The 24,833-nt window shown below is 54.1% G+C and carries 23 protein-coding genes; 21 read left to right on the top strand and 2 right to left on the bottom strand.

The features are described from left to right. Window positions 1-6 precede the first annotated feature (6 nt). From SD69_RS12620 to SD69_RS12610, 3 genes are read left to right on the top strand one after another with little or no spacing between them, the layout of a single operon-like run. The gene (locus SD69_RS12620; protein WP_198144094.1) at window positions 7-408 is read left to right on the top strand and encodes a DUF3019 domain-containing protein; all 402 of its coding nucleotides are present in this window, start codon (window positions 7-9) and stop codon (window positions 406-408) included. Continuing rightward, on the top strand, window positions 393-1,097 hold the full coding sequence (locus tag SD69_RS12615; RefSeq protein ID WP_232301194.1) for a winged helix-turn-helix domain-containing protein: 705 nt from the start codon (window positions 393-395) through the stop codon (window positions 1,095-1,097). The genes SD69_RS12620 and SD69_RS12615 overlap by 16 nt, the downstream gene beginning before the upstream one ends. Window positions 1,098-1,102: 5 nt before the next feature. Continuing rightward, on the top strand, window positions 1,103-2,428 hold the full coding sequence (locus tag SD69_RS12610) for an ATP-binding protein (RefSeq protein WP_052481131.1): 1,326 nt from the start codon (window positions 1,103-1,105) through the stop codon (window positions 2,426-2,428). An 80-nt stretch (window positions 2,429-2,508) separates the two neighbouring features. On the opposite strand, the gene SD69_RS12605 is transcribed toward SD69_RS12610, so the two are convergent. Both SD69_RS12605 and SD69_RS12600 read right to left on the bottom strand, forming a co-directional pair. After that, window positions 2,509-3,201: a TIGR04219 family outer membrane beta-barrel protein gene (locus tag SD69_RS12605; protein WP_041523504.1), complete on the bottom strand. Its 693-nt coding sequence runs from the start codon at window positions 3,199-3,201 to the stop codon at window positions 2,509-2,511. Window positions 3,202-3,331: 130 nt separating this feature from the next. Further along, window positions 3,332-4,210: a LysR family transcriptional regulator gene (locus tag SD69_RS12600; protein ID WP_041523503.1), complete on the bottom strand. Its 879-nt coding sequence runs from the start codon at window positions 4,208-4,210 to the stop codon at window positions 3,332-3,334. 206 nt (window positions 4,211-4,416) lie between these two features. Between SD69_RS12600 and leuC the strand changes: the two genes are divergently transcribed. From leuC to SD69_RS12510, 18 genes are all read left to right on the top strand, one after another. After that, window positions 4,417-5,844: a 3-isopropylmalate dehydratase large subunit gene (leuC, locus tag SD69_RS12595; RefSeq protein ID WP_041523502.1), complete on the top strand. Its 1,428-nt coding sequence runs from the start codon at window positions 4,417-4,419 to the stop codon at window positions 5,842-5,844. Window positions 5,845-5,856: 12 nt separating this feature from the next. Then, complete coding sequence (gene leuD, locus SD69_RS12590; RefSeq protein ID WP_041523501.1) at window positions 5,857-6,507, top strand: 3-isopropylmalate dehydratase small subunit; 651 nt, start codon at window positions 5,857-5,859, stop codon at window positions 6,505-6,507. A gap of 35 nt (window positions 6,508-6,542) precedes the next feature. Then, window positions 6,543-6,854 (top strand): VOC family protein, encoded by a 312-nt coding sequence (locus tag SD69_RS12585; protein ID WP_041523500.1) that lies wholly within the window; start codon window positions 6,543-6,545, stop codon window positions 6,852-6,854. A gap of 39 nt (window positions 6,855-6,893) precedes the next feature. Then, the gene (gene leuB / locus SD69_RS12580; RefSeq protein ID WP_041523499.1) at window positions 6,894-7,967 is read left to right on the top strand and encodes a 3-isopropylmalate dehydrogenase; all 1,074 of its coding nucleotides are present in this window, start codon (window positions 6,894-6,896) and stop codon (window positions 7,965-7,967) included. Between the two features lie 111 nt (window positions 7,968-8,078). Further along, window positions 8,079-9,188 (top strand): aspartate-semialdehyde dehydrogenase, encoded by a 1,110-nt coding sequence (gene asd, locus SD69_RS12575; RefSeq protein WP_041523498.1) that lies wholly within the window; start codon window positions 8,079-8,081, stop codon window positions 9,186-9,188. A 339-nt stretch (window positions 9,189-9,527) separates the two neighbouring features. Beyond that, window positions 9,528-12,641, top strand: a complete 3,114-nt coding sequence (locus SD69_RS12570) for a FimV/HubP family polar landmark protein (RefSeq protein ID WP_041523497.1) — start codon at window positions 9,528-9,530, stop codon at window positions 12,639-12,641. 122 nt (window positions 12,642-12,763) lie between these two features. Then, window positions 12,764-13,663, top strand: a complete 900-nt coding sequence (gene truA, locus SD69_RS12565) for a tRNA pseudouridine(38-40) synthase TruA (protein WP_041523496.1) — start codon at window positions 12,764-12,766, stop codon at window positions 13,661-13,663. A gap of 75 nt (window positions 13,664-13,738) precedes the next feature. Continuing rightward, a complete protein-coding gene (locus tag SD69_RS12560; protein WP_041523495.1) occupies window positions 13,739-14,380 on the top strand; it encodes a phosphoribosylanthranilate isomerase in 642 nt (213 codons plus the stop codon). A 15-nt stretch (window positions 14,381-14,395) separates the two neighbouring features. After that, entirely contained in the window at window positions 14,396-15,622 is a 1,227-nt protein-coding gene (gene trpB, locus SD69_RS12555; RefSeq protein WP_041523494.1) for a tryptophan synthase subunit beta, read from the top strand. Between the two features lie 25 nt (window positions 15,623-15,647). After that, window positions 15,648-16,457 carry a tryptophan synthase subunit alpha gene (trpA, locus tag SD69_RS12550; protein ID WP_041523493.1) on the top strand — a complete coding sequence of 270 codons (810 nt, stop codon included), beginning with the start codon at window positions 15,648-15,650 and terminating at the stop codon, window positions 16,455-16,457. 53 nt (window positions 16,458-16,510) lie between these two features. After that, entirely contained in the window at window positions 16,511-17,401 is an 891-nt protein-coding gene (gene accD, locus SD69_RS12545) for an acetyl-CoA carboxylase, carboxyltransferase subunit beta (protein ID WP_041523492.1), read from the top strand. 148 nt (window positions 17,402-17,549) lie between these two features. Next, window positions 17,550-18,881 (top strand): bifunctional tetrahydrofolate synthase/dihydrofolate synthase, encoded by a 1,332-nt coding sequence (gene folC, locus SD69_RS12540; RefSeq protein ID WP_084591683.1) that lies wholly within the window; start codon window positions 17,550-17,552, stop codon window positions 18,879-18,881. Then, a complete protein-coding gene (locus tag SD69_RS12535; RefSeq protein WP_041523491.1) occupies window positions 18,878-19,519 on the top strand; it encodes an SPOR domain-containing protein in 642 nt (213 codons plus the stop codon). The genes folC and SD69_RS12535 overlap by 4 nt, the downstream gene beginning before the upstream one ends. A gap of 69 nt (window positions 19,520-19,588) precedes the next feature. Beyond that, complete coding sequence (locus SD69_RS12530) at window positions 19,589-20,083, top strand: CvpA family protein (protein WP_041523490.1); 495 nt, start codon at window positions 19,589-19,591, stop codon at window positions 20,081-20,083. A gap of 30 nt (window positions 20,084-20,113) precedes the next feature. Continuing rightward, complete coding sequence (purF, locus tag SD69_RS12525) at window positions 20,114-21,655, top strand: amidophosphoribosyltransferase (protein ID WP_041523489.1); 1,542 nt, start codon at window positions 20,114-20,116, stop codon at window positions 21,653-21,655. 31 nt (window positions 21,656-21,686) lie between these two features. Then, window positions 21,687-22,895: an O-succinylhomoserine sulfhydrylase gene (locus tag SD69_RS12520; protein ID WP_041523488.1), complete on the top strand. Its 1,209-nt coding sequence runs from the start codon at window positions 21,687-21,689 to the stop codon at window positions 22,893-22,895. A gap of 16 nt (window positions 22,896-22,911) precedes the next feature. Continuing rightward, on the top strand, window positions 22,912-23,841 hold the full coding sequence (locus SD69_RS12515) for an AAA family ATPase (protein ID WP_041523487.1): 930 nt from the start codon (window positions 22,912-22,914) through the stop codon (window positions 23,839-23,841). A gap of 116 nt (window positions 23,842-23,957) precedes the next feature. Continuing rightward, window positions 23,958-24,821 carry a hypothetical protein gene (locus SD69_RS12510; protein ID WP_041523486.1) on the top strand — a complete coding sequence of 288 codons (864 nt, stop codon included), beginning with the start codon at window positions 23,958-23,960 and terminating at the stop codon, window positions 24,819-24,821. The last annotated feature ends 12 nt before the right edge of the window (window positions 24,822-24,833 follow it).

The raw sequence follows: 24,833 nt of genomic DNA, 5'->3' as shown, positions 1-24,833 counted from the left end.
ATTTGGGTGGTTTCAGCCCTAGGGTTGTTAGTGTTGCTTCCTGTCAGTGCGGCCGCCCAGGACGGCTCTGTAACAGAGGCCGGAGCGGTAGAGTTGACCCTTGAACCCAGTTTATGTGTCCTGACAGAAGGCGAAGACCTCTGCCGTGATCGCGTGCGAGTGAGTTGGCAAGCAAAACAAAGCCGCTCGCTGTGTTTGTACGAGTCCGGCGAGTCTGATCCGCTAGACTGTTGGCAGGAAAGTCGCTCGGGGAGTCACACGTCTGTGTTAGAAACCGCGAGTGATATACAGTTTCAGCTGGTGGATGCCAGTGGCCGTGACTCTATTGTGGCGTCTCGGGCTTTTGAAGTAATCGCCGATGCCAAGCGCTACCGCCGCCGCCGGCGCAATCCATGGAGCTTTTTTTAATGAGTGTGGTGCTGTTAGCAGAAGATGACCAACGCTTGGCCGGACTGGTAAAAGACTTTTTGCAGGCTAACGGATTTACCGTTGTGGTGGAGTCTATGGGGCTCAACGTCCCGCGCCAGGTGCTAAACCTGCAACCGGATATCGTGATTTTGGATTTGATGTTGCCCGGTAAAGACGGGATCAGTATCTGCAAGGAAATCCGTCCTCAGTACGAAGGGCCGGTGTTGATGTTGACGGCGCGCGATACCGACGCCGATCAGGTGTTGGGGTTTGAGGTGGGCGCCGATGACTACGTCATAAAGCCTGCTGAGCCGCGAGTGTTGTTGGCCCGAATCAATGCCTTGTTGCGTCGGGCAAATCGCGAACCAGTGGAGACCGGCGATATTAGCGTCGGGCGGTTAGCCGTGCGTACCCGTGCCCGAGAGGTGTGCCTTGCCGACGAGGTGGTGCCCTTATCAAGCCACGAATACGATTTGTTGCTAACCTTGGCGCGCCAAGCGGGTAAGGTGCTGAGCCGCGAGTATTTGTTTACCACCATTTGTCAGCGGCCCTACGACGGCCTCGATCGCACTGTCGATGTGCGAATTTCTCACTTACGTAAAAAGCTCGGCGATAACAGCGACAATCCCACTCGTATTAAAACGGTGTGGGGGCGCGGCTATATGTTGGTGGCCGACGCCTGGGAGTAACTTACTTGCTCGGGCGCGCCTTTTTTACACTTTATTTATTTGTTGTTCTGGTCATATTGGGGGCTGGGTGGGGGCTCGATCGCCTATACCTGTCACTCTCGGGTCCCGAGCAACCCGATCCTCTCAATCGCGCTTTTTTTACCCTGCTTGAATCGCGCTTCAGTACCCCCGATGAGTCGGGCGCCGAGTCGCCACAGGAAAGGCTGCAGCGCTATCTAAGCGAGTTGCAATTATCGGCCCGTGTCTATCAGTTGTCAGATTTAGCAGACTCGAGCCTTAAGCAAGATGTTATGGCCGGCGAGCCGGTTATGCTAAGCGCCGAGCAACAACGCCAAGTGTACTACCGGCTGAGTGGCTCACCGTGGGTTGTGCAGCTAATACTGCCGGCGGAACCAGAGCAGGATGGCTGGTATCGGGTGCTGCTACTGGTGTTTTATCTACTGCTGGCGTTGGTGATTTATCTTTGGATTTGGCCGCTGGTACGCGACTTACGATCGCTGCAAAAACAAGCACGTTTAATTGGTCGCGCCGATGCTGGTGTGCGGGTGCGCTTAAGCCAGCGCTCGGCGGTGTACAGTTTGTCGCAAGAGTTTAATCGCATGCAGCAGCGTATTGATGAGTTGCTTGCCTCTTACCGCGAAATGACTTATGCCGTGTCCCATGAATTGCGTACGCCACTGGCGCGAATGAAATTCGCCTTAGAGTTAGCTCAGGGCGATGTGCCGGCGGCGCAGCGGCAAAACCAGCTGGACAATTTGCGCACCGATGTGACGCAGATGGATGCGCTGATAAACCAGTTGCTGCATTACGCTGGCTTTGAAACGCAAACTCAGGCTCTTACTTTGCAGCAAGGAGCCCCGGGTGCTTTATGCGCTTTGGTCGAGGGGCTGATAGAAAGCATCACCTCGCGCGGCGCTGTGACAACCACTTCAGTACCGGATTATATGGTGCGTGATTATTTGGCCCAGCGACCCGTGTATTGCGAGTGGAACCTGCTCGAGCGGGTGCTGCAGAATTTACTGGGCAATGCCGCCAAGTATGCCAGTGGTCAGGTGTTGGTGACATTGGATTTTGATCAGGGCTGTTATCGCATCCGGGTGGAGGATGACGGGCCCGGTATACCGAAAGCCGATGCAGGGCGGGTGTTTGATTCATTTGTGCGGTTGCATCAAGAGCCTTCGCTCGATCGCGAGGGGTTTGGTTTAGGGTTGGCGATTGTTAAACGAATTTTAGACTGGCACTCGGGTTCTGTGGCGTTAAGCAAAAGCGAGTCGCTCGGCGGCGCCTGCTTTACGGTGCGCTGGCCAGCCCCTGCAGAGGTGGCGGGTTAATGGACGGCAGCCCTAGGGGCTGGAGTGGGCCGGCTTTAAAACGCGAGGCGTAAAGCGCTCGCGTTTTTTAGAGGGGGCTGTTAAAACTGCAGAGCGAGTGCGGCGTAGGGGCCGTCCAGTGTTAAGTCGGCGCCCATTCCCTTACTAATGTCGATGGCTTGATTGCGATAGCCAAACTCAACACCAAAGTCGATTAACGAATCAAACAAGTAACGCAGTTTAAGGGTGTAATCGACTACTTGATAGTCACTAAAGTCGGTAAAGTTACCCTCGGCGCCTGCGCTCCACCCGGTGAAAGGCAGTTCGGCTTCAACAAGTGCATAAGCCATGGGTAACACTTCATCGACTTTCATGCTCTCGTCTGTGTCCGGGTCCGTCAAGCTAATACGACCATCGTAAACCCTCAGTGATAAACCAAGATCCAGACTCACCCAGTTATCCAGTATTTCGTAATAGGCGGTGCCATCTATATGAGTTAGGTCAATGCTGGAGTTGGCGCTGCCCTCGCTCCAGTTTACCGAGCGTCCTGCGTTGATGTCGGTATAAGCCAGTCGCGCGTTGGGTATAAGCGGAATGGGGTGCTCAAAAGCAACGTGTAAAAAGCGATTGGTTTCGTCGGTATAACCGAGCTCAGCAACGGGCGTGCCTGCAGAGCCAATTTCACCGGCATAATCGGAGCGCCATAACCCGATGTCACCTTTAATGCCAATGACATCGGCCTGGGCAATGCTGCTAACGGCGCTTAGGCACAGTGCGGAGAACAAAACTCTCATGGTAAATTCCTTGCAAGAGACGGCATAAAAGTACGATATAAAAAGTGCAGCACAAGATTTGTGCTCTGGATGCAAACGTTACATCTTGGTGGCGATCATAGCATTGTGGATTTAACGAAAACAGTCGTGACTAGCCCGCTTGTGTTGAGCTTTGTAAAACGGCTAAAAATTTTTGTGCTGCATTACTTTGACTGCGTCGGTTGTCAAAAACGACTCCCAGTTCACGAGTTAAAGGCGGTAGCTGTAAATTGAGCGTGGTCAGCTGGGCATCGATCATCGAGCGGGGTAGAACGCCCCAGCCCAAGCCGATAGACACCATCATTTTAATGGTGTCCAGGTGGTTGGTGACCATCGAGATGTTAAGGGTTAATTCGTTGCCCTCGAACAGCCGCTGGATCAAGCGCGTGGTGTGTGTATTGCTGTCTGGGGCGATAGCTTGATAATCACATAAGTCGCTTAACTGTAAAGGCTCTTGCTGTGTTAACGGGTGGGTTTTGGCGCAGACAAATTCGAGTGTGTCGCGCCAAATGGGCCGCTGGGTTATTTGCCCGCTGGTCTGCCCGCCAAGGGTAATAACCCCCAACTCAAACTCGCCCTGCGCTACCGCCGTTAAGGCTTTCTCTGAGTCTAAGAAGTGCAAATCAAGGTGTACCTTGGGAAACGCGCGGGAAAACTCGCTGAGTACAGAGGGTAAGCGGTGTAGGCCAATATGGTGGCTGGTGGCGATGCTCAGCGGGCCGCTAACTTCACCGTCGAGATCGGCCAGGGCTCGGCCAGCATCGGTCACCGCTTGCAGTATCTCCCGGGCGTGGGGCAGTAGTGCCCGGCCGGCCGGGGTAAGCTGGGTTTGTTTGCCGTAGCGGTCAAACAGCTTTTTATCCAGCTGTTGCTCAAGTAGCGCGATGCGCTTGCTGATCGCCGGTTGCGTTAGGTGTAGCCGCGCGGCAGCCACAGAGAACGAACCGCTCTCGGCAATGGCGACAAACGTGCTTAAGTGTTGCGTATCCATGGGCTTAGATTAACATTCCTATTTGGAATAGAAAATATAAAAAATATGAATTTGTTTTATTTGTGGTGGGTCTATACTATTAACCCTACTCAAATTGTTGGTATTAAAGCCCTGCCGCAGAGCGGGCCAACACCAGAGAGTTGATGATGTATTGCCGCGCTCAAGTGACGCCAGCATTACCGTGATTTAGCAAAAACGAGGACAACATGGCCGCAAAAACTCTTTACGACAAGCTCTGGGATGCCCACCTTGTACAGCAGCGTGACGATGGCTCGGCGTTGATTTATATCGATCGCCACATCGTCCATGAAGTGACATCGCCTCAGGCGTTTGAAGGGCTGCGCTTGGCCGGCCGTAAACCCTGGCGGGTAGACTCGGTGTTGGCGACGCCGGATCACAATGTGCCTACCACTGTTACCGAGCGCGCCTCAGGTATTAGCGGCATTGAAGACCCGGTGTCTTTGATTCAGGTACAAACTCTGGACGATAACTGCGATGAATTTGGCATTGTTGAATACAAAATCAACGATCGGCGGCAGGGGATTGTGCATGTGATTGGGCCAGAGTCCGGTGCCTGTTTGCCGGGCATGACCATCGTCTGTGGTGATTCTCATACAGCGACCAATGGCGCCTTGGGCGCCCTGGCGCACGGTATTGGTACCAGTGAAGTCGAGCACGTATTGGCGACCCAAACTCTGGTGGCCAAAAAAATGAACAATATGCTGATTCGGGTTGACGGCGAGCTGGTCGAGGGCGTTACCCCTAAAGATGTGGTGTTGGCGATTATTGCCAAAATTGGCACCGCCGGCGGCACCGGTTATGCGGTTGAGTTTGGCGGTGATGTGTTCCGTGCTATGAGTATGGAAGGGCGCATGACCGTATGCAACATGGCTATTGAGGCGGGGGCTCGCGCTGGTATGGTCGCCGTGGATGATATCACCATCGATTACGTTAAAGGTCGTGCCTACGCGCCCACCGGCGAGGTCTGGGAGCGCGCGGTAGAGGCCTGGCGCGATTTGAAATCTGACGATGGCGCCCAGTTTGACGAGGTGGTGGTGTTAAATGGCGCAGACATCATGCCTCAGGTTAGCTGGGGCACCTCGCCCGAGATGGTGGTGGGCGTGCACGACAATGTACCCGACCCGGCGCAAGAGCCCGATGCGGTGAAGCGTGATGGTATGTTGCGTGCGCTGGAGTATATGGGTTTGAACGCCGGTCAGCCTATTGCTGATATCAAACTCGACCGTGTGTTTATCGGTTCTTGTACTAATTCGCGTATCGAAGATATCCGCGCCGCGGCAGAGGTAGTTAAAGGGCGTAAGAAAGCCGACAGTGTTAAGCAGGCGATGGTGGTGCCTGGCTCTGGCTTGGTCAAAGCTCAGGCCGAGGCCGAAGGCTTGGATAAGATTTTTGTCGCCGCGGGCTTTGAGTGGCGCGAGCCGGGCTGCTCTATGTGCCTTGCCATGAACGCCGATAAGTTAGGCGCGGGCGAGCACTGTGCTTCAACCTCAAACCGCAACTTTGAGGGGCGTCAGGGCTATGGTGGGCGTACTCACCTGGTGAGCCCCGCCATGGCGGCGGCCGCTGGTGTGGCGGGCCACTTTGTTGATGTTCGTGAATTTGTGCGCACTTAAGCGGGAGCTGTTATGAAACCTTTTACTAAAGTTACCGGCATTGTGGCGCCTATGGATCGCGCCAATGTCGATACCGACATGATTATTCCTAAGCAGTTTTTAAAATCCATTAAGCGCACCGGCTTTGGTAAAAACCTGTTTGACGAGTTGCGTTATTTGGATGTAGGGCAGCCGGATCAGGAGTGCACGGGTCGCCCACTGAACCAAGATTTTCCGCTTAATCAAGCGCGCTTTCAGGGCGCTGAGATTTTGCTTACACGTAAAAATTTTGGTTGTGGTTCATCGCGCGAGCACGCCCCTTGGGCGCTAGACGACTACGGTTTTCGCTGCGTTATCGCACCGAGCTTTGCGGATATTTTTTACAATAACTGCTTTAAAAATGGCTTGTTGCCACTGGTGTTAAGTGAGGCGGTGGTGGAGCAGTTGTTTCAACAAATGTATCAAACTGATGGTTACCAGCTGACGGTAGACTTGCAAAACCAGCAGGTGATTACCCCGGCGGGCGAGGTTTTTGACTTTGAGGTAGATGAGTTTCGCAGGCACTGCCTGTTAAACGGGTTGGATGATATTGGTTTAACTCTGGAACAGGCCGATGCCATTAAAGCCTATGAGGCGAAGCGCCGTGAAAATGCGCCGTGGTTGTTTGATGCGGTAAAAAATTAACACCCGAGTCATTCGGTATACACATGGAGTGTTGTATGAAGCGATTTCATATTGCTTTGGCGGTAAAAAATTTAACGGAGTCGATCACTGATTACTCCCGGCGTTTGGGGTGTAAGCCCAATGCTGTGGTGCCTGGTAAATACGCTATGTGGCGCACTGATTCGTTAAATTTTTCTATTAATGAAATGCCGGCTCAGGCGGGCCAGCTGCGTCACCTTGGGTTTGAAGATGACGCAGCGTTGGGCTTTACCAGCGATGTGGACACCAACGGTATCGAGTGGGAGTCGTTTTCACCAGTGGCGCAAAACGATAAAATTTTTGAAATTTATGGGGCGTCGGTGGTGTAGCGAGCACCGCCCGAGACCTTTGAAACTTTAGGAGCAAACGTGTCTAAAAAAATTATGATTTTGCCGGGCGATGGTATTGGCCCGGAGATTGTTACAGAAGCTCAGCGCGTATTGAGCGCGGTAAACGACAAGTTCTCATTGGGCTTGTCGTTTGTCGAAGAGCTGATTGGTGGGGCCTCTATCGATAAACACGGTGAGCCTTTAACCGATGCGGCGGTGGAAAACGCTCGCGGCTGTGACGCTATTTTGTTGGGCGCCGTGGGTGGCCCCAAATGGGATGGCATCGATCGCGCCATTCGCCCCGAGCGCGGCTTGCTAAAAATTCGCTCGCAGTTAGGTTTGTACGCCAACTTGCGCCCGGCATTACTGTATCCGCAATTGGTGGATGCCTCTAGTCTTAAACCCGAGGTAGTCTCAGGGCTGGATATCTTGATCGTGCGTGAGTTAACCGGCGGCATCTATTTTGGTGAGCCGCGCGGTATTCGCACGCTGGAAAATGGTGAGCGTGAGGGCTACAACACTTATAAGTACAGCGAGAGTGAGATCGAGCGTATCGGTCGCACCGCCTTTGAGATGGCACGAAAGCGCGGTAAGAAAGTTTGCTCAGTAGATAAGGCAAACGTGCTTGAGGCAACCATTTTGTGGCGCGAGGTCATGGATCGTTTGGCGCCCGAGTACCCGGATGTCGAGCTGTCGCATATGTACGTGGATAACGCCGCCATGCAGTTGGTACGCGCCCCTAAACAATTTGATGTGCTGGTAACCGGCAATATGTTTGGTGATATTCTGTCTGATGCCGCTGCCATGCTTACCGGCTCTATCGGCATGTTGCCATCGGCTTCACTCAATCAAAGCGGGCAGGGAATGTACGAGCCGTGCCACGGTAGCGCGCCAGATATCGCCGGCCAGGGCATTGCTAACCCACTGGCGACAATTTTGTCGGCGTCGATGATGCTGCGTTACTCACTGGGCATGGTAGAGGCGGCCGACGCCATTGAGTCAGCGGTTGGTAAAGTGCTGGATCAGGGCTTGCGTACGGCGGATATCGTCACCGAAGGCAGTACCAAAGTGAGCACTTCGGCCATGGGTGATGCGGTGCTGGCCGCCCTGTAAAAGTGTGGTCAATTTGCAGCCAGCGGCTGTTTGCGGCAAGATATATAGCGCTCGAAGCGGTGCTCACAAGGCTCGGGGAGAGCGTTAATTCATTCAAAAGAGAGTTATAAGATGAAAGTAGGTTTTGTAGGTTGGCGCGGTATGGTCGGCTCTGTCCTCATGGAGCGTATGCAGGCTGAGAACGATTTTGACGGCATTGAGCCGGTATTTTTCACCACCTCCAACGTGGGTGGCGACGCGCCCAACGTGGCCGAAGGGCTGCCGCCATTAAAAGATGCCTACGCTATTGACGACCTTAAAGAACTTGATGCCATTATCTCTTGTCAGGGCGGCGATTACACAAAAGCAGTTTTCTCTGACCTACGTGCAACCGGCTGGGATGGTTACTGGATCGATGCGGCCTCGAGCTTGCGCATGGATAAAGACTCACTGATTGTGCTGGATCCGGTTAACCTGGATGTTATTAAAGACGGCCTGGCTCGCGGCGTTAAAAATTACATCGGTGGTAACTGTACCGTTAGCCTGATGCTGATGGGCCTCGGCGGCTTATTTGCCAATGATTTGGTTGAGTGGGCGACCTCGATGACTTATCAGGCGGCCTCTGGTGCCGGTGCGCGCAATATGCGCGAGCTAATTGAACAAATGGGCACTATTCGCGACGGCGTTGCCAGCGAATTGGCCGATCCCGCTTCCGCTATTTTGGAGATTGACCGTAAAGTGGCCGCCACTATGCGTTCGGGTGATTTCCCCACTGAAAATTTCGGTGCGCCGTTGGCCGGTAGTGTATTGCCGTTTATCGACAGTCAGCTGGAAAGCGGCCAGAGCCGGGAAGAATGGAAGGCACAGGCCGAAACCAACAAGATTTTGGGTGTTGAAGGCAACCCCATTCCGCTGGATGGCACTTGTGTGCGGATCGGCGCCATGCGCTGTCATGCTCAGGCGTTGACCATTAAGCTGAAAAAAGATGTTCCTCTGGATGAAATTGAACAGATCATCGCCTCACACAATGAGTGGGTTAAAGTGGTTCCGAACGACAAAGAGTCTACTTTGCGTGATCTAACGCCTACGGCGGTTACCGGCACTCTAAATATTCCGGTTGGTCGTTTGCGTAAGCTCAGTATGGGCGGTGAGTACCTCAATGCGTTCACTGTGGGTGATCAGCTGTTGTGGGGTGCGGCCGAGCCACTGCGTCGTATGTTGCAAGTGCTGCGTAACGCATAGTCCGTCTGCGCATGCCGCATTCGCGGTCCTAAAAGCCTCGTCTCGCACCAGAGTCGAGGCTTTTTTATGTTGAACGGCGTCGCATTTTTATGCATTTTTTAGGTCGTCGGGCGTATTTGCCTAAAAAGCGATCTATAAGCGCGGGCCGTCGCCGGGTTAAGTATTGATAAAAAGCTATTTATAATGAATACTTACGGCTATTAGTGAAGAAATATTCGAGGTTGAAAAACCTTATTACAACAATTTTCGGGTATGCCGCGCCACAGTTTTGTGGTTGACAGGAAGTCCAATGGCGGGTGGTCGTCAGGAGGCCGGGGGAGACAATAAAAGGAAAATGCTATGCATCTTCGTAAGCTGGTAATACTGCTTGGGGTTTTATCACTGTTGGTTTCGCGCTCTGTATTGGCGCTGGGGCTCGGTGACATATCGCTAAATTCGTCTCTCAATCAGCCGCTGGACGCTCATATCGGTTTGCGGGATCTAGGTGATCTTAGCGCCGAGCAGATAGTCATTAAGCTCGGCTCAGAAGAGGACTTTGAAAAAGTCGGATTAGAGCGCTCGTTTTTTTACACACAATTGCGCTTTAACGTTGTGACCGATGGCCCCAATGGACCGTTCGTGGCCGTCACCAGTCGTGATCCCGTACGCGAGCCGTACCTGAGTTTTGTGGTTGATATGCGCTGGACCAGCGGCCGCGTGATGCGCGAGTACACGTTGTTGCTGGATTTGCCTACTTTTTCGGGTGAGACGGCCGCGCCGGTGCAGGGCAGTGTGACCCCGATTGCATCCTCCAGTCAGCCCGCAAAGAGCGAGCCGGTACGGCAGCGCACTGATTCCGGCGCCGTATCGGCTGACAATGCCGGAGGCGATGTCTACGGTCCTGTAAAAGCCAGTGATACCTTGTGGGAAATTGCCCGCGATTATCGCCCGGGTAGTGCCTCAATTCATCAAACCATGCTGGCTATCCAGCAGGCCAATCCAGATGCCTTTATTCGCAATAATATAAATCTGCTACGCAAAGGGCAGGTATTGCGTATTCCTTCAGAGACTGAGATTCGCAATCTAAATAACCGTCAGGCTGTAAATCGTGTTGCCGAACAAAACCGCGAGTGGTCTGGTGACGCTATGGGTGCACAACTGGATGGTTCGGGCCGCACCAATGCCGACCGTTCTGCTCCCAGTGAAGTAAGTGGTCGGGTGCGCTTGGCATCTGGCAGCAATGAGGCGGCGGACACCAGTAACGCCGGTGCCGGCTCGGCTGGGACTGAAGAGCTCTCACGTGAGCTGACAGATGCAAAAGATGAGCTGGCCCGCACTCGCGGTGAAAACTCCGAGCTGCGCTCGCGCGTGGGCGATCTCGAAGAGCAAATTGAAACCATGGAGCGTCTGCTTGCCGTTAGCAACGAGCAAATGCGCGCCCTGGAGCTGGCCGCCCAGCAAGAAGAGGGCGCTGACGATAGCGCCGCTTCAGTTGCTGACGCCAAACCTGCCGGTACTGATAATGCAGAGCCTGCTAAGAACCCAATGGCAGGTGTTGAGCCCGGGTCAGTCGAGCAGGACGTTAAGCCTGAGACAGCAGCTAAACCCGACGCAGAAACACCAGCGACTAAGCCTGACGCTACTGCGGCTAAACCCGAGGTAGAAAAGCCCGTTCGTAATACCAGCAAAGTTGTACGTCGCGCTCCTGAGCCTACGCTGATGGATAAGCTCATGAACAATCTGTTATGGATTGTTTTGGCGTTGGTTGTGATTGTGTTGCTGGTTGTCGTTGCGTTGCGCAAGCGAGGCTCTAAAGCGGGTGAGGATGAAGACTTTACCTCTGATTATGATGAACCAATCGCCTATGAAGACGCCGAAAGTGAAGCCGAGTTTGAGCAAACAGACGCCGAACTAGAGCAAGAGTTGGCGGATGAGCAACTGCTTAGTGAAAGTGATGATGCCGAGACTTCCATTGAAGCGGAAACCGGTGACGTGGTCGGTGAGGCGGATATTTACATCGCGCTGGGTAAATACGATCAAGCCGAAGAAATGCTGCTGGCCGGACTGGAGCGCGAGCCGGGCTCTATGGCTATTAACCTCAAGCTGCTCGAGCTTTATGGCGAAAGTAATAATCTCGAAGCGTTTGATGCGCGTTTAGCAAATGTGTTCGAGCAGGGCGACGAGGATTCGATTGCCCGGGCTAAAAGTTTACGCGAGCAGCACTTTGCAGGAGCAGCTGAGTTTGTTACCCCAGCTGTTGTTGCTGGCGCTGCGGTGGCTACCTCCACTGATGACTTGGGTGAAGACGATTTTGCCCAGACCTTCGACCTGAATGACGAGTCTGAAATCGCTGACAACCAAGAGCTTGATCTGGACGACAATTTTGATTTTGACCTGTCTGACGAGCTAAGCGAAGGGGCATCGGACGAGTCATTAGGTTCTACCGACTACGAGGCGCCCACCGCTAGCGACGAGCTTGAGTTGGATGAATCTTCTAGCAGCTACGACCTTTCCTTTGACTCGGACACAGAAGAAGATGCACTGGAGTTTGACCTCGACCTCGACCTTGATGACGACAATGACGCAGGTGAGGCGGACGATAGTTTGTCTCTGGATCTCGACCATGAGACCGATAAGCCCGATGCAGCAGACGATCTTGAGTTAAGTCTTGATGATCTAGAGCCGATGGCGCCGGAAGACGTTGCGCCACCACAGCAGCTGGACTCTGACGAGCTGGCGGATTTGGAGTTTGATCTAGATGCCATCAGTGATGATTCCGGTCAGGCCGACTCGGAAGGTGGCGTATCGCTGACCGATGAGAAACCGCTGCTGGACGAAGATTTTAGCTTTGATACACCGCTTGATTTGGAGCCCGAAGAAGATGAAGCCCCTGTCTACGGTGAGCCTGAGCCTTATAGCCCATCAGCCGACGGTGAGCCGCGTGTTTCGGTAGCGCTGGATGGTGAAGCTTCGCCAGATCTTGAGGCCGACGTTCCAACGCTTGATTTAGCTGAGGACGACGCGGATGACTTTGACCTGGATAAAGCCATGGACGACTTCGACCTCGAGTCTATGGATGCCGATATGGCTGATCTGGATGATGCCGACGACGCTGAGGATGGAGAGTCTTTCGATGTTGGCGGTGCTGAGCAGGCGCCAGAAGCTTTTGATGCTGATGAAGATGAGGCTTTTGCGCAGGCGCTGGGCGGCTTAGGCGATGACGAGTCAGCCCCAGAGGACGTTCAGAATACTGATGATCTGTCTGAGTTGGATGACGACGGCGACCTTGACGACGAAGATCTCGACTTCTTGACGGATAGTGACGAAGTGACCACCAAGCTCGATTTGGCCCGTGCCTATATCGATATGGGAGATCTCGACGGCGCTCGCGATATTCTCGCCGAAGTGGCCGAAGAGGGTAACGATGAGCAAAAAGCCGAGGCAAATAGCCTGCTGGAGAAAGCTCAAAGCTAACTCGTTAGCGTCTCTAAAGGCCTTGCCCACGTAGGTGTGCAGGGCCTTTTTTATTTCAGGGGCGAGGTTTTCTCTCCATTGTGTTATACAGCCCACCTCGTGCTTACGTTTAGAGCCTGGATATGCAAGAAAGATACTACACCCGCAACTGTGAAATTACGCCCACGACGCCCTGGCCTGAGGGTATGCAGCGCATTGCTCTGGGCGTTGAATACAATGGTCGCGATTTTCACGGGTTTCAGGTGCAGCCTGGTGGCGTGCCGACGGTACAAGGCTATTTGCAAAAAGCATTGTCTAAGGTAGCTTGCGAGCCGATTACTTTGATTTGTGCCGGGCGTACCGATGCGGGTGTTCATGCGACGGCTCAGGTGGTGCATTTCGATACTTTAGCAGTACGCCCCGACAAAGCCTGGGTGTTGGGGGCTAGGCCGCATTTGCCCGTAGGGGTAGGGGTGCGGTGGGCTCGCGCTGTAAGCAATAGCTTTCACGCTCGGTTTAGCGCCCGATCCCGCGCTTACCGCTATTTAATAAGCGATGGTGAATCGCGCCCGGCGCTGTTGCACGACCAGGTTACCTGGGTGCGCTATAAGCTCGATGCCGAAGCCATGGCTATCGCGGCGCAAGGGCTGGTTGGCGAGCATGATTTTACTTCTTATCGTGCGGCTCAGTGTCAGGCCCATAGCCCGGTGCGGCTGGTAGAGCACATCCACCTGTCACGCCGGGGTGATCTCATTGTGCTGGAGATCAAGGCGAATGCATTTTTGCACCATATGGTGCGCAACATCGTAGGAGTGTTGCTGGAGGTCGGCCGCGGTGCCAAGTCGGTTAATTGGCCGGTCGAGGTGCTGGCGGCACGCGAGCGGTCGGTGGCGGCGGCAACCGCCAGGCCTAATGGCCTGTATCTGGCGTCGGTGGATTACCCTGAGTCCCCCGATTTGCCGAGCGTAAGCCCCGGCCCCTTGTTTATCGACGACCCGATTGGGCAGTTGACTGAGCGAGTGGGCTGCAGCAATAGTGGATAAAATCTGTTAGTATTCAGCCCTTTGCGGCCGCTCGCCAGCAGTGTGTCGATTTTGAATGCATGATAGGTAATCCGCTTGAACTCTTCGCGCGTAAAAATATGCGGTATCACCCGAGTGGTCGATGCACAACAGGCTGTAAATAGCGGTGCAGACGCCATTGGTTTGGTGTTTTACGAACCTAGCAGTCGTGCTGTTGATATCAACAGTGCCCGCGAGATAGCCTTTGCTGCCGGCCCATTGGTGACAGTCACCGGGCTGTTTGTGAATGCCTCGGCCGATAGAGTGCGAGAGGTGTTGCGCGAAGTGCCGTTGCAGCTTTTGCAGTTTCACGGCGATGAATCTGCGGCTTTTTGCGAGCAATTTGAACGTCCCTATCTAAAGGCGATTAGAATGCGACCGGACCTGGACGTCGAGGCGGCTATGCAGCCTTTCGATCGAGCCGCGGGTTTTTTACTGGATGCTTATCAGCCAGGCGTACCCGGCGGTACCGGAGCGACATTTGACTGGCAGCGAGTGCCCGTTAATGCTCCGCGCCCAATCGTTTTAGCCGGTGGTTTAACACCGGACAATGTTGCCGAGGCAATGGCGACAACTGGCTGTTATGGGGTTGACGTCAGCGGAGGGGTTGAGGCTTCCCCCGGCATCAAAGATTCAGCCAAAGTTGCCCAATTTATTGCCAATGCCAAATATCCTAGCGCCAAGCACGGCGCCCTTTGAAAGGTGAGTTGAACTGTGAGTGAGAAAGAGCAGAAAACTACGGTTAATTACAGTGAGTTTCCCGATGCAAAGGGTCACTTTGGCCAGTTCGGTGGACGCTTTGTTTCCGAGACCTTGATCTATGCCCTGGATGAGCTGCAAGAAATTTACAGCAGCTTAAAAGACGACGCTGAGTTTCAGGCAGAGTTTGATCGCGATTTGGCCCACTACGTCGGCCGACCATCACCGTTGTATCATGCCGAGCGCATGAGTCGTGAGTTGGGTGGGGCGCAAATTTATTTTAAGCGCGAAGATTTAAACCATACCGGTGCGCACAAAGTAAATAACACGATCGGGCAGGCTCTGTTGGCAAAAAAAACCGGTAAGACCCGGGTTATTGCCGAAACCGGTGCCGGTCAGCACGGTGTTGCGACCGCAACCGTGGCGGCGCGATTAGGGCTTAAATGTCAGGTATACATGGGAGCCGAGGATGTACGGCGCCAGGCGCTGAACGTCTACCGCATGAAGCTGTTGGGGGCCGAAGTGATTCCGGTGACCTCTGGCTCTAAAACCCTGAAAGATGCCATGAACGAAGCAATGCGTGATTGGGCCACCAACGTCGACGACACATTTTATATTATCGGCACCGTTGCCGGTCCTCACCCATACCCGCAGCTGGTGCGTGACTTTCAGGCTGTTATTGGCCGCGAGGCTCGCGCTCAGTGTCTGGAGCGCACCGGTCGTTTACCGGATGCCTTGGTGGCTTGTGTGGGCGGCGGCTCTAACGCTATTGGCTTATTCCATCCGTTTTTGGATGATACGTCAGTGGCTATGTACGGTGTTGAAGCCGGCGGCGATGGCGTTGCTACCGGGCGCCACGCAGCTCCACTCAATGACGGCGTACCGGGGGTGTTACACGGTAACCGCACCTATTTGATGGAAGACGAAAACGGTCAGATTATCGAAACTCACTCAGTGTCGGCAGGGCTCGATTATCCGGGAGTGGGTCCAGAGCACGCTTGGTTAAAAGATTTGGGCCGCGTTAACTACGTCGCCATCAATGACAATGAAGCCTTGGACGCCTTTCGCAGTACTACTAAGGTCGAGGGGATTATGCCCGCGCTCGAAAGCTCGCACGCCTTGGCTTACGCGGCAAAGCTTGCACCTACCATGGCCAAAGATCAGATTATTATTGTCAATCTGTCCGGTCGCGGCGACAAAGATATTCTCACGGTAGCCGATATCGACGGCATTACGGTGTGACCTAAACGCAATTGGATAAACTTTCATGAGTCGAATCAGTCAACAATTTGAAGCTTTGCAAGCCCGTGGCCGAAAGGCGCTCGTCGCCTATATTGTTAACGGTGACCCGTGCCCGGAGGCGAGCTTGCCCACCATGCACAAAATGGTAGAGGCGGGGGCCGATATTATCGAGCTAGGAGTGCCTTTTTCCGATCCGATGGCAGAGGGGCCGGTTATTCAGCTCGGCCATGAGCGGGCGCTGGAGTCGGGCACAAGCCTAACGGGCACCCTCGATCTGGTAGCCGACTTTCGCAAAACCGACACCACAACCCCGGTTATTTTAATGGGCTATGCCAACCCGGTAGAGCGCATGGGTTACAGCCGGTTTGCCGAGCGTGCGGCGCAGGTTGGGGTAGATGGCTTGCTTACCGTTGATTTACCGCCAGAAGAGTTGGGCGAGCTTAAAACCGAGCTGGCCGAGCGCAATATTGATAACATCTTTTTGTTGGCACCCACCACGGCTCCAGAGCGCGCCCGTCATTTGGCGAGCAATGCCAGCGGCTTTTTGTACTATGTTTCGCTTAAAGGGGTGACCGGTGCCGGGCACTTGGATGTGGATGCCGTTAAGACCAAGCTCGATGAGTTTGGTGCGTTAACCTCGCTGCCTATGTGTGTTGGCTTTGGTATTAAAGATGCCGACACTGCCACAAAAGTGGCCCGATTGGCCGACGGTGTTGTGATCGGTAGTGTTCTGGTGGACGCCATGGGCAAACATGCGGGTCAATCACCGGACGAGATCGCCGACGCGGTCGGTGCTATTATTAGTGATATTCGCCGGGGGTTAGACAGCCTGTAATAGGTCGCCGCCCCTGTCTACTGGATAAAGCAAAGCAATTAAGAGATACCACCATGAGTTGGCTAGAGAAACTGGTTCCCAGCGTTGTACGTGCTGATGGCAAGAAGGGCTCAAGTAAGGTCCCTGAAGGCCTTTGGAAAAAGTGCGTTAAATGTTCTGCGGTTCTGTATCGACCAGAGCTGGAAAAAAACCTCGACGTTTGCCCGAAGTGCGACCACCACATGCGTATTGGTGCCCGGCGCCGGCTGGATATCTTTCTCGATGAAGATCGCCGCCAGGAGATAGGCACTGAAGTTGAGCCCATTGACCGGCTTAAGTTCAAGGACGTTAAGAAATACAAAGACCGTTTGAGCACGGCGCAAAAGACCACCGGCGAGAAAGATGCGCTAGTGGCCATGAAAGGTGAGTTAAAAGGCATGCCTATTGTGGCGGTTGCCTTTGAGTTTGCCTTTCACGGCGGCTCGATGGGGTACGTTGTGGGCGAGCGCTTTGCGCGGGCGGCCAAGATAGCCCTTGAAGAAAATATTCCACTGGTGTGTTTTTCGGCCACCGGCGGTGCCCGTATGCAAGAGGCGTTGATCTCGCTGATGCAGATGGCTAAAACCTCCGCCGTGATCGAGCGCTTAAAGCAGCAGGGGACGCCTTACTTCTCGATCATGACCGATCCCGTTTATGGTGGCGTGTCTGCATCGCTGGCGTTGCTGGGCGATATTAACGCGGCCGAGCCAGGTTCACGGGCCGGTTTTGCAGGTCCCGCCATCATCGAGCAAACCATTCGTCAAAAGTTGCCACCGGGCTTTCAGCGCGCCGAGTTTTTGCTTGAGCATGGTGCGATTGACATGATTATTCACCGAGGCCAGATGCGAGATAAGCTTGCCGGCTTGTTGGCTAAGTTTACTCGCCAAGGCACAGCCCCCGCTCAGCCGCAAGAGGAAGTGAGCTAGTGGCGCAAGGCGCCGGCGGCTTTTGCCTCTGTTGTATGGCTAATCACGTGTGGCTTTGCTGTTTAACCGCGGCCACACCCAAAGCGCCCCAAGCCGGGCGCTTTTTTGCTACTCCCCTCGCTTTGACGGCCCGTTGAGGGTACCTACTATGGGTTTTACTCACCTCGATGACTGGCTCGCCTGGCTAGAGCAAGCGCACCCTAGCGAGATTGACCTAGGGCTCGATCGCGTGCGGCAGGTGCTTGAACAACTCCCTCTGGGGGATTTGCCGCCCGTTATTACCGTGGCCGGAACCAACGGCAAGGGCTCGTGTGTCGCGGCCACTAGCGCCTTACTCGAGGCCGCCGGTTGGCGAGTTGGCTGTTATACCTCTCCTCATATTGTGCACTATTGCGAGCGTGTGCGAATCGCCGGTAAAGCAGTTAGCGAGGCTGACATGTGCCGCGCCTTTGAGCGGGTAAATACAGCCCGTGGTGATACATCGTTAACCTATTTTGAGTTTGGTACGCTCGCGGCGCTGGTACTTTTTTGCCAGCAAAACGTTGATGTAATGGTGCTTGAGGTCGGTTTAGGCGGGCGATTGGATGCGGTGAACGTTATTGCCCCGGATGTGGCGGTGATTACCGGTATTGCGATTGATCACGAGGCCTGGCTCGGCAATAACCGTGAGAGTATTGGCCGTGAGAAAGCGGGCATTATGCGTGCGCAGAAGCCGGCTATTTGTGTCGATAGTGACCCACCGGCCTCGCTACTGCAGTACGCGGCGGATATTGGCGCGCCGCTGCGGCTAATCGGGCGCGATTTTATTGTGCAAAATATGGCGGGTGAAGATCAGCCAGCTACTGGCTTTAATGCCAGTGCCGGCCCTTGGCGATTGTTAGACGTCACAACCGGTACGGCGCTAGAGGTGCCCGCTGTATCCTTGATCGTCCCCAGTGTAGTGGCGGCAATAGAGGCGGTGCGTGCCCTTGGTGTCGACGTGGCCGCCCACGGGTTGCTTAATGTGTTGCAAAATCTGCGCTTGCCCGGTCGAATGCAGCGGCTGAACTACGGGGCGACACCTGTGCTGCTGGATGTTGCGCACAACCCGGCGGCGACCGCTTATTTGGCTGAGGTGGTAAAACGGCAAAAAACCAAGGGTAGGGTGGTTGCCTTGGTCGCGATGATGGCGGATAAAGATATCGCCGGCGCCCTGCAGCCATTGTTTTCCCTCGTCGATCACTGGTTGGCACTCGGGCTGGAGGATGTACCACGGGCGGCTAGCGCCGATACTCTGGCGGCGATTATCGCACAGGGCGGCGGCCAGGTGACGGTTTGCTCCGGTGTTGCCGAGGGTTTTGCGCAGTTATCTTCTCCGCTTTTTGCCGACCTGGACAAAGATGATCTGTTGTTGGTTTTTGGTTCTTTCTTTACCGTAGCGGCGGCAATGGCTATATTAGCGCCAGATATGACGGCTCAGTTGGCTGGGGAGACTAAGTGAATAACGGGTTAAAACAGCGTTTGATAGGAGCTTTGGTGCTGTCAGGCATCGCCGTTATCTTTTTGCCGGGCTTTTTTAAGCAGCACGCACCCTATCAGGTCGATACCCGCAGTCAAATTCCTCCACGCCCTAATATTACCCCTGTTGTTATCGACAAACCTCAGCCGAGCACTGTTACGGCGCCCGCCCCCGAGCCCAGTACTATGTTCTTACCCGATAACGAGCAGCCGGTTCTCGAGCCTGAGTCAGAAGAGATGAGCGCGTCATCGGCAACCAGCACCGCGGCAGTGACCACATCTCTGGCGGCTGATGTTGAGACGGAGGGCGCCGCTGTAGAGCCAGAGTCTGAAGCTGAAGTCGAAGCTGCGCCGGAGGATGATGCCAGCGCCTCGTTACTGGCCGACGCCTGGATGGTGCAGGTTGCCAGTTTGCGATCTTCAGAGTCCGCTCAGTCACTGCGCAAGCGATTACAGGAGCGTGGCTATAAGGCTTATGTGCGTTCGGCTAAAACCTCACAAGGCGAGGTGAGCCGTGTGTTTATCGGTCCCAAATTGGATAAAGCACTGGCGCTGGAGGTTAAGCAAGAGGTGGACCCTGTGTTTAAAGTCAATTCTATGGTGTTGCCATTCAAACCGTGAGCTGGGGTATGCCCGCAGGGGCTGCTCTGTTAGAATCAGCGCCTTCTGAAAACCGGAGTCACTGAACCCATGAACTGGGCAGACTGGACCATCGTCGGCGTTATGGCTGTGTCCTGCTTGATCAGCATAAAACGAGGCTTCGTCAAAGAAGCTTTGTCGCTGGTAGTCTGGGTGGCGGCTTTTATTATTGCCTCGATCTTTGATGATCGTCTGGCGGTTCTCATGACCGATCTAATTCCTACTCCTTCGCTGCGGGCTATGGCCGCTTTTGGGATTTTATTTGCCGCTACGTTAATCGTAGGGGCCATGGTGAATTATTTGATTGGCGAGTTGGTTCGCATGACCGGGCTGTCCGGCACCGACCGTCTGTTTGGAATGGTATTTGGCTTGGTTCGCGGTGCACTGGTAGTGCTGGCCGCGGTAATATTGCTGCCCTCATTGGTTCCTGTAAATCATGATCTCTGGTGGCAAGAGTCTGTATTGATTCCCCGATTTTTAGTATTTGAAGCCTGGGCTCGGGACACAACCGATCAGGCGCTCGAATGGATTACATCATTTTTTTAATGGTTCGCATTACACGAAGGTGAGGCAAATATGTGCGGTATTGTTGGTATAGTGGGTAAACGCGACGTCAATACGCAGCTTTATGATGCGCTGACTATCCTCCAACATCGCGGCCAGGACGCAGCCGGTATTATGACTTGCCAAGGTGGCAAAATGACCCAGCAAAAGGCCAATGGTTTGGTGCGCGATGTATTTCGCACTCGCCATATGCAGCGCTTGGTGGGTAATGTGGGCATTGGTCATGTGCGTTATCCCACAGCGGGTAGCTCGGGCCCCGCGTTGGCGCAGCCCTTTTACGTAAACTCCCCCTACGGCATTGCGTTGGCTCATAACGGTAACCTGGTGAATGCCGACAGCCTCAGCGAAGAGTTGTTTAAAACAGATTTGCGCCACGTTAACACAGACTCTGACTCTGAAGTTCTGCTGAATGTGTTTGCTCACGAGCTGCAACTGCAGGGTAAGTTAGTGCCGGATCAGGACGATATTTTTGCTGCCGTCGAGGGCGTGCACAAACGTGTCAGTGGTGGCTACGCGGTGGTCGCCTTGATTGCCCGCTATGGCATTGTTGCCTTTCGCGATCCCAACGGTATTCGCCCGCTGGTGTACGGCAAGCGTGAAACCGACAAAGGCGACGAATATATGGTTGCCTCCGAGAGTGTCGCGCTCGACGTTCTTGGTTTTGATTTAATAGGCGATGTCGCCCCCGGCGAAGCGATCTATATTACCTTTGATGGCGAGCTTCACCGTAAACAGTGCGCCAAGAATACTCGCCTAAGCCCCTGTATTTTTGAGCACGTATATTTTGCCCGCCCCGACTCCATTATGGATGGCGTGTCTGTTTATAAAGCGCGTTTGCGCCAGGGTGAAAAACTCGCCGAACAAATTATGGCCGAGCGGCCCGATCACGACATTGATGTCGTGGTGCCGATTCCCGATAGCTCGCGTGTCGCCGGTCAGGCGCTGGCCTATAAAATCGGGGTTAAGTTCCGTGAAGGTTTGATCAAAAACCGCTATATCGGCCGTACTTTTATTATGCCCGGTCAGCAGATGCGGAAAAAATCCGTGCGGCAAAAACTCAATCCCATCGAGTTGGAGTTTCGCGGTAAAAACGTACTGCTCGTGGATGACTCGATTGTGCGTGGCACCACCTGCCAGCAGATTATTCAAATGGCCCGTGAAGCCGGCGCGGCAAAAGTCTATTTTGCCTCTGCCGCCCCTGCAGTTATCTACCCCAACGTGTACGGCATTGATATGCCTACCAGTAAAGAGTTGATTGCTCACGGCCGCAGCCACGATGAAGTGTGCGAAGAGATCGGCGCCGATTGGTTGATCTACCAAGATCTGGATGATTTAGTGGCCGCCTCGGCTGAGGGCGCGGACGGCGTCAACGAATTTGATTGCGCGGTGTTCGATGGTCGTTATATTACCGGCGACGTCGATAAAGAGTATTTAGATAAAATTGAGGCCGCACGTCAGGAAGGCAAAAACAAGAAGAAAAAAGAACTGCGGGAAAAAGAGGAAGAAAGCCCCATAGGGTTGCATAATGACAGTGAAGATTTACATATTCACTAACCCTGAGTAGGCAGTAAGCGGCGGAGCGGTTATGAGCGATTTACACGAATTACGTAAACAGGCACTGGCCGGGGCCGGCATCGATACGCTGGCCGTGCGGGCAGGGCAGAGCCGCAGTGCGGAAGGCGAACACTCTGAGGCCTTGTACCTGACCTCAAGCTACGTGTTTGACAGCGCCGAGCAAGCCGCTGCCCGCTTTGGTGGCGACGAGCCGGGCAATGTCTATTCACGTTACACCAACCCAACTGTGCGCACGCTTGAAGAGCGCATCGCCGCCATGGAGGGCACCGAGAGTGCCGTGGCCACCGCATCCGGTATGGCGGCTATCCTGTCTACTTGCGTTGCCCTGCTAAAATCTGGCGATCATATTGTTTGCTCGCGCAGCGTTTTTGGCACCACAACGGTGTTGTTTACCAAATACCTGGCGCGTTTTGGCGTTACGACCACATTCGTCGACCCCATCGACTTTACCGCGTGGCAAAAGGCGTTTACGCCGGATACGCGTTTAGTGTTTGTCGAGACGCCCTCTAACCCGCTGTGCGATATCGTCGACTTGCAACGCTTGGCGGACTTAACTCACGAGCACGATGCGCTGTTTGTGGTGGATAACTGTTTTTGCACCCCAGCGTTGCAGCAGCCGATTAAATTTGGCGCCGACCTGATTGTGCACTCGGCCACCAAGTATATCGATGGCCAGGGCCGCTGTTTGGGCGGGTTAGTGGCCGGGCCAAAGAATTTAGTCGATGAGGTGTTGGGTTTTATCCGCAGTGCTGGCCCTACCATGAGCGCATTTAATGCCTGGGTCTTTTTAAAGGGCCTGGAGACCTTGCGCCTGCGTATGGATGCTCACTCAGCTAACGCCCAAGCGCTGGCCGAGTGGCTTTTAGCGCAGCCTCAAGTCGAGAAGGTTTACTACGCGGGCTTACCGGATCATCCGGGTCATGCACTGGCGGCGCGGCAGCAGCGGGGCTTTGGTGGTGTATTGTCTTTTTGTGTCAAAGGTGGGCGCGAGCAAGCGTGGCAAGTGATCAACGCGACGCGGGTTATGTCGCTTACGGCTAATCTCGGCGATGCAAAAACGACCATCGTTCACCCGGCAACAACCACTCATGGTCGCCTAAGCGACGAGCAAAAACTCGCCGCCGGTATTTCCGATAACCTGATTCGCGTTGCCGTGGGGCTTGAAGATGTTAATGATTTAAAAGCCGACCTGACCCGCGGTTTTGCGGTTATCGCCTAGCCCTGAGAGCCCGATTATGCAAGAGAGTGTTAATGCCGCTTGCCGCGAAATAGGTAAAGTGCTGCTCGGGAAAGAGCACGAAGTAAAGCTGGCGCTAACCTGCCTGCTGGCCGGTGGGCACCTGCTGATTGAAGATCTGCCGGGCATGGGTAAAACCACACTCGCCCATGCTCTGGCAAAAGTGTTGGGGCTTGAGTATCAGCGGGTACAGTTTACCAGCGATATGCTGCCGGCTGATATTATCGGGGTGTCTACCTTTGATGCCAATGCCAGCCGGTTTACATTTCATCCCGGGCCGGTTTTTACCCAGGTGTTGTTGGCCGATGAAATTAATCGCACAACACCTAAAACGCAAAGCGCGTTACTGGAGGCGATGGAAGAGCAGCAAGTGAGCATCGATGGCGAAACCCGCCCCTTGCCTCAGCCTTTTTTCGTCATCGCAACGCAAAACCCCGAGTCACAAATGGGTACGTTCTCGCTGCCAGAGTCGCAGCTCGACCGTTTTTTGATGCGTATTAGCCTTGGCTACCCATCCCCCGAGGCCGAGCGCATTATTTTTCGCGGTGGTGATCCGCGCCGGGCGATTCCCTCGCTTGAGCAGTGTATTACCCTCGCCGAGTTAGCCGAGATCAAACAACAGGTGCGTACCTTAAAGGCGTCCGACTCACTCATTGCTTACTTACAAAGGCTGGTACACGCCACTCGCTACGAGCAGGGTTTTACTCACGGCTTGTCGCCCCGGGGGGCACTGGCTTTGCTGCACGCTGCTAAAGCTTGGGCTTATGTGGCGGGGCGCGATTATGTCATCCCGGAAGATCTACAGGCCGTAGCGCCGGCGGTTATTGCCCACCGTGTTAGCGGTGCGGAGGTGACCGGCAGCGCACAGCGCTTGATTGCCGATCTACTCGAAAGCGTTGATGTTATTGCCGGTAGCGTTGCCACCTGACGGCCGTTTATGGTCGCTAAACTGATAAGATTCACAGTCGACAAATACCCTAAGAGCACCTATACCATTAGTAGTGCTGAACTGCTAGGAGAACAGATGTTGATCGGAGAGCCATCATGACCACCAGCTTTTTTGGCCAATATTTACTGCTAAAAGGCATTGTGACTGGCTCTCAATTGCGAGAGGCATTAGCTCTGCAGCGCGAGCTTAATCAAACACTGGCGCAACGGACCTTACTGACCGGTGCGCTCAGCCAGCAACAGCTAGAAAAATTACCGCTGTCGGGGTGTGAAAGTGATGCTCTGTTTATGCAAATCGTGGTTAACCTTGGCTGGATAAGCCGGTCAGCGTTAGAAGCGCTACACGCCGAGCAACGCACTCAACAACTAACGTTGGGCGAGGCGTTGGTTAAAAAGGAGTACTTAAGCGATAATAATTTGCCGAATTTATTGGCTGATTACCACTATTGGAACCTGCGTAACTTACAATTGTTTGGCGCCGAGGTTTCTCATAGCCAGTTCGCCCGCGAAGTCGATACCTTTAGCTTTGCGCTAACGCAGCATATGCTCAAGGTCTACGGCCTTCACGTAAAGCCAGATTGTGCCGATCATTCAGCAGTCCCTCAGGCACCGGTTTGGGCCTGGCAAATTCAGACACAAGATCACCGTTTAAACATTATGGTGCCCGATGCCGGTGAAGGCATTGCGCGGCTGCTTAACCGGGCTGAGCTTATTGGCGCTCTGGATCTTCCGTCACTCGCTGGCCCGGAGGTTGAGGGCTTAGGTGATATCCCTTCAGCCATGACACCGATGCAGTTTTTTGCCAGCTTGCTGCATTTATTGCTCGCCGACTCGGGTGGCCAGGCAATCCGACAAATCGACGGCGTCGAGGCTGTGAGCAAGAGTCTCGGCCTTGATTGTTTGCGTTGTTGCTACAGCGTTGAAGGTGAGTTGTTTGACGTTTTTGCCTCTCCTGTGTAGTCCATTCCTGCG

The sequence above is a fragment of the Gilvimarinus agarilyticus genome, assembly GCF_000832015.1.
Taxonomy (GTDB): domain Bacteria; phylum Pseudomonadota; class Gammaproteobacteria; order Pseudomonadales; family Cellvibrionaceae; genus Gilvimarinus; species Gilvimarinus agarilyticus.
Note: the sequence above shows the minus strand (reverse complement) of the source record. Positions and strands in the feature narration are given on the sequence as shown.

What these genes read in the sequence shown, in the direction of transcription:
- SD69_RS12615 (WP_232301194.1), top strand. Translation starts at nt 393, where the DNA reads ATGGAGCTTTTTTTAATGAGTGTGGTGCTGTTAGCAGAAGATGACCAA.
- SD69_RS12605 (WP_041523504.1), bottom strand. Translation starts at nt 3,201, where the DNA reads ATGAGAGTTTTGTTCTCCGCACTGTGCCTAAGCGCCGTTAGCAGCATT.
- SD69_RS12600 (WP_041523503.1), bottom strand. Translation starts at nt 4,210, where the DNA reads ATGGATACGCAACACTTAAGCACGTTTGTCGCCATTGCCGAGAGCGGT.
- leuC (WP_041523502.1), top strand. Translation starts at nt 4,417, where the DNA reads ATGGCCGCAAAAACTCTTTACGACAAGCTCTGGGATGCCCACCTTGTA.
- leuD (WP_041523501.1), top strand. Translation starts at nt 5,857, where the DNA reads ATGAAACCTTTTACTAAAGTTACCGGCATTGTGGCGCCTATGGATCGC.
- SD69_RS12585 (WP_041523500.1), top strand. Translation starts at nt 6,543, where the DNA reads ATGAAGCGATTTCATATTGCTTTGGCGGTAAAAAATTTAACGGAGTCG.
- asd (WP_041523498.1), top strand. Translation starts at nt 8,079, where the DNA reads ATGAAAGTAGGTTTTGTAGGTTGGCGCGGTATGGTCGGCTCTGTCCTC.
- SD69_RS12570 (WP_041523497.1), top strand. Translation starts at nt 9,528, where the DNA reads ATGCATCTTCGTAAGCTGGTAATACTGCTTGGGGTTTTATCACTGTTG.
- truA (WP_041523496.1), top strand. Translation starts at nt 12,764, where the DNA reads ATGCAAGAAAGATACTACACCCGCAACTGTGAAATTACGCCCACGACG.
- trpA (WP_041523493.1), top strand. Translation starts at nt 15,648, where the DNA reads ATGAGTCGAATCAGTCAACAATTTGAAGCTTTGCAAGCCCGTGGCCGA.
- accD (WP_041523492.1), top strand. Translation starts at nt 16,511, where the DNA reads ATGAGTTGGCTAGAGAAACTGGTTCCCAGCGTTGTACGTGCTGATGGC.
- folC (WP_084591683.1), top strand. Translation starts at nt 17,550, where the DNA reads ATGGGTTTTACTCACCTCGATGACTGGCTCGCCTGGCTAGAGCAAGCG.
- SD69_RS12530 (WP_041523490.1), top strand. Translation starts at nt 19,589, where the DNA reads ATGAACTGGGCAGACTGGACCATCGTCGGCGTTATGGCTGTGTCCTGC.
- purF (WP_041523489.1), top strand. Translation starts at nt 20,114, where the DNA reads ATGTGCGGTATTGTTGGTATAGTGGGTAAACGCGACGTCAATACGCAG.
- SD69_RS12520 (WP_041523488.1), top strand. Translation starts at nt 21,687, where the DNA reads ATGAGCGATTTACACGAATTACGTAAACAGGCACTGGCCGGGGCCGGC.
- SD69_RS12515 (WP_041523487.1), top strand. Translation starts at nt 22,912, where the DNA reads ATGCAAGAGAGTGTTAATGCCGCTTGCCGCGAAATAGGTAAAGTGCTG.
- SD69_RS12510 (WP_041523486.1), top strand. Translation starts at nt 23,958, where the DNA reads ATGACCACCAGCTTTTTTGGCCAATATTTACTGCTAAAAGGCATTGTG.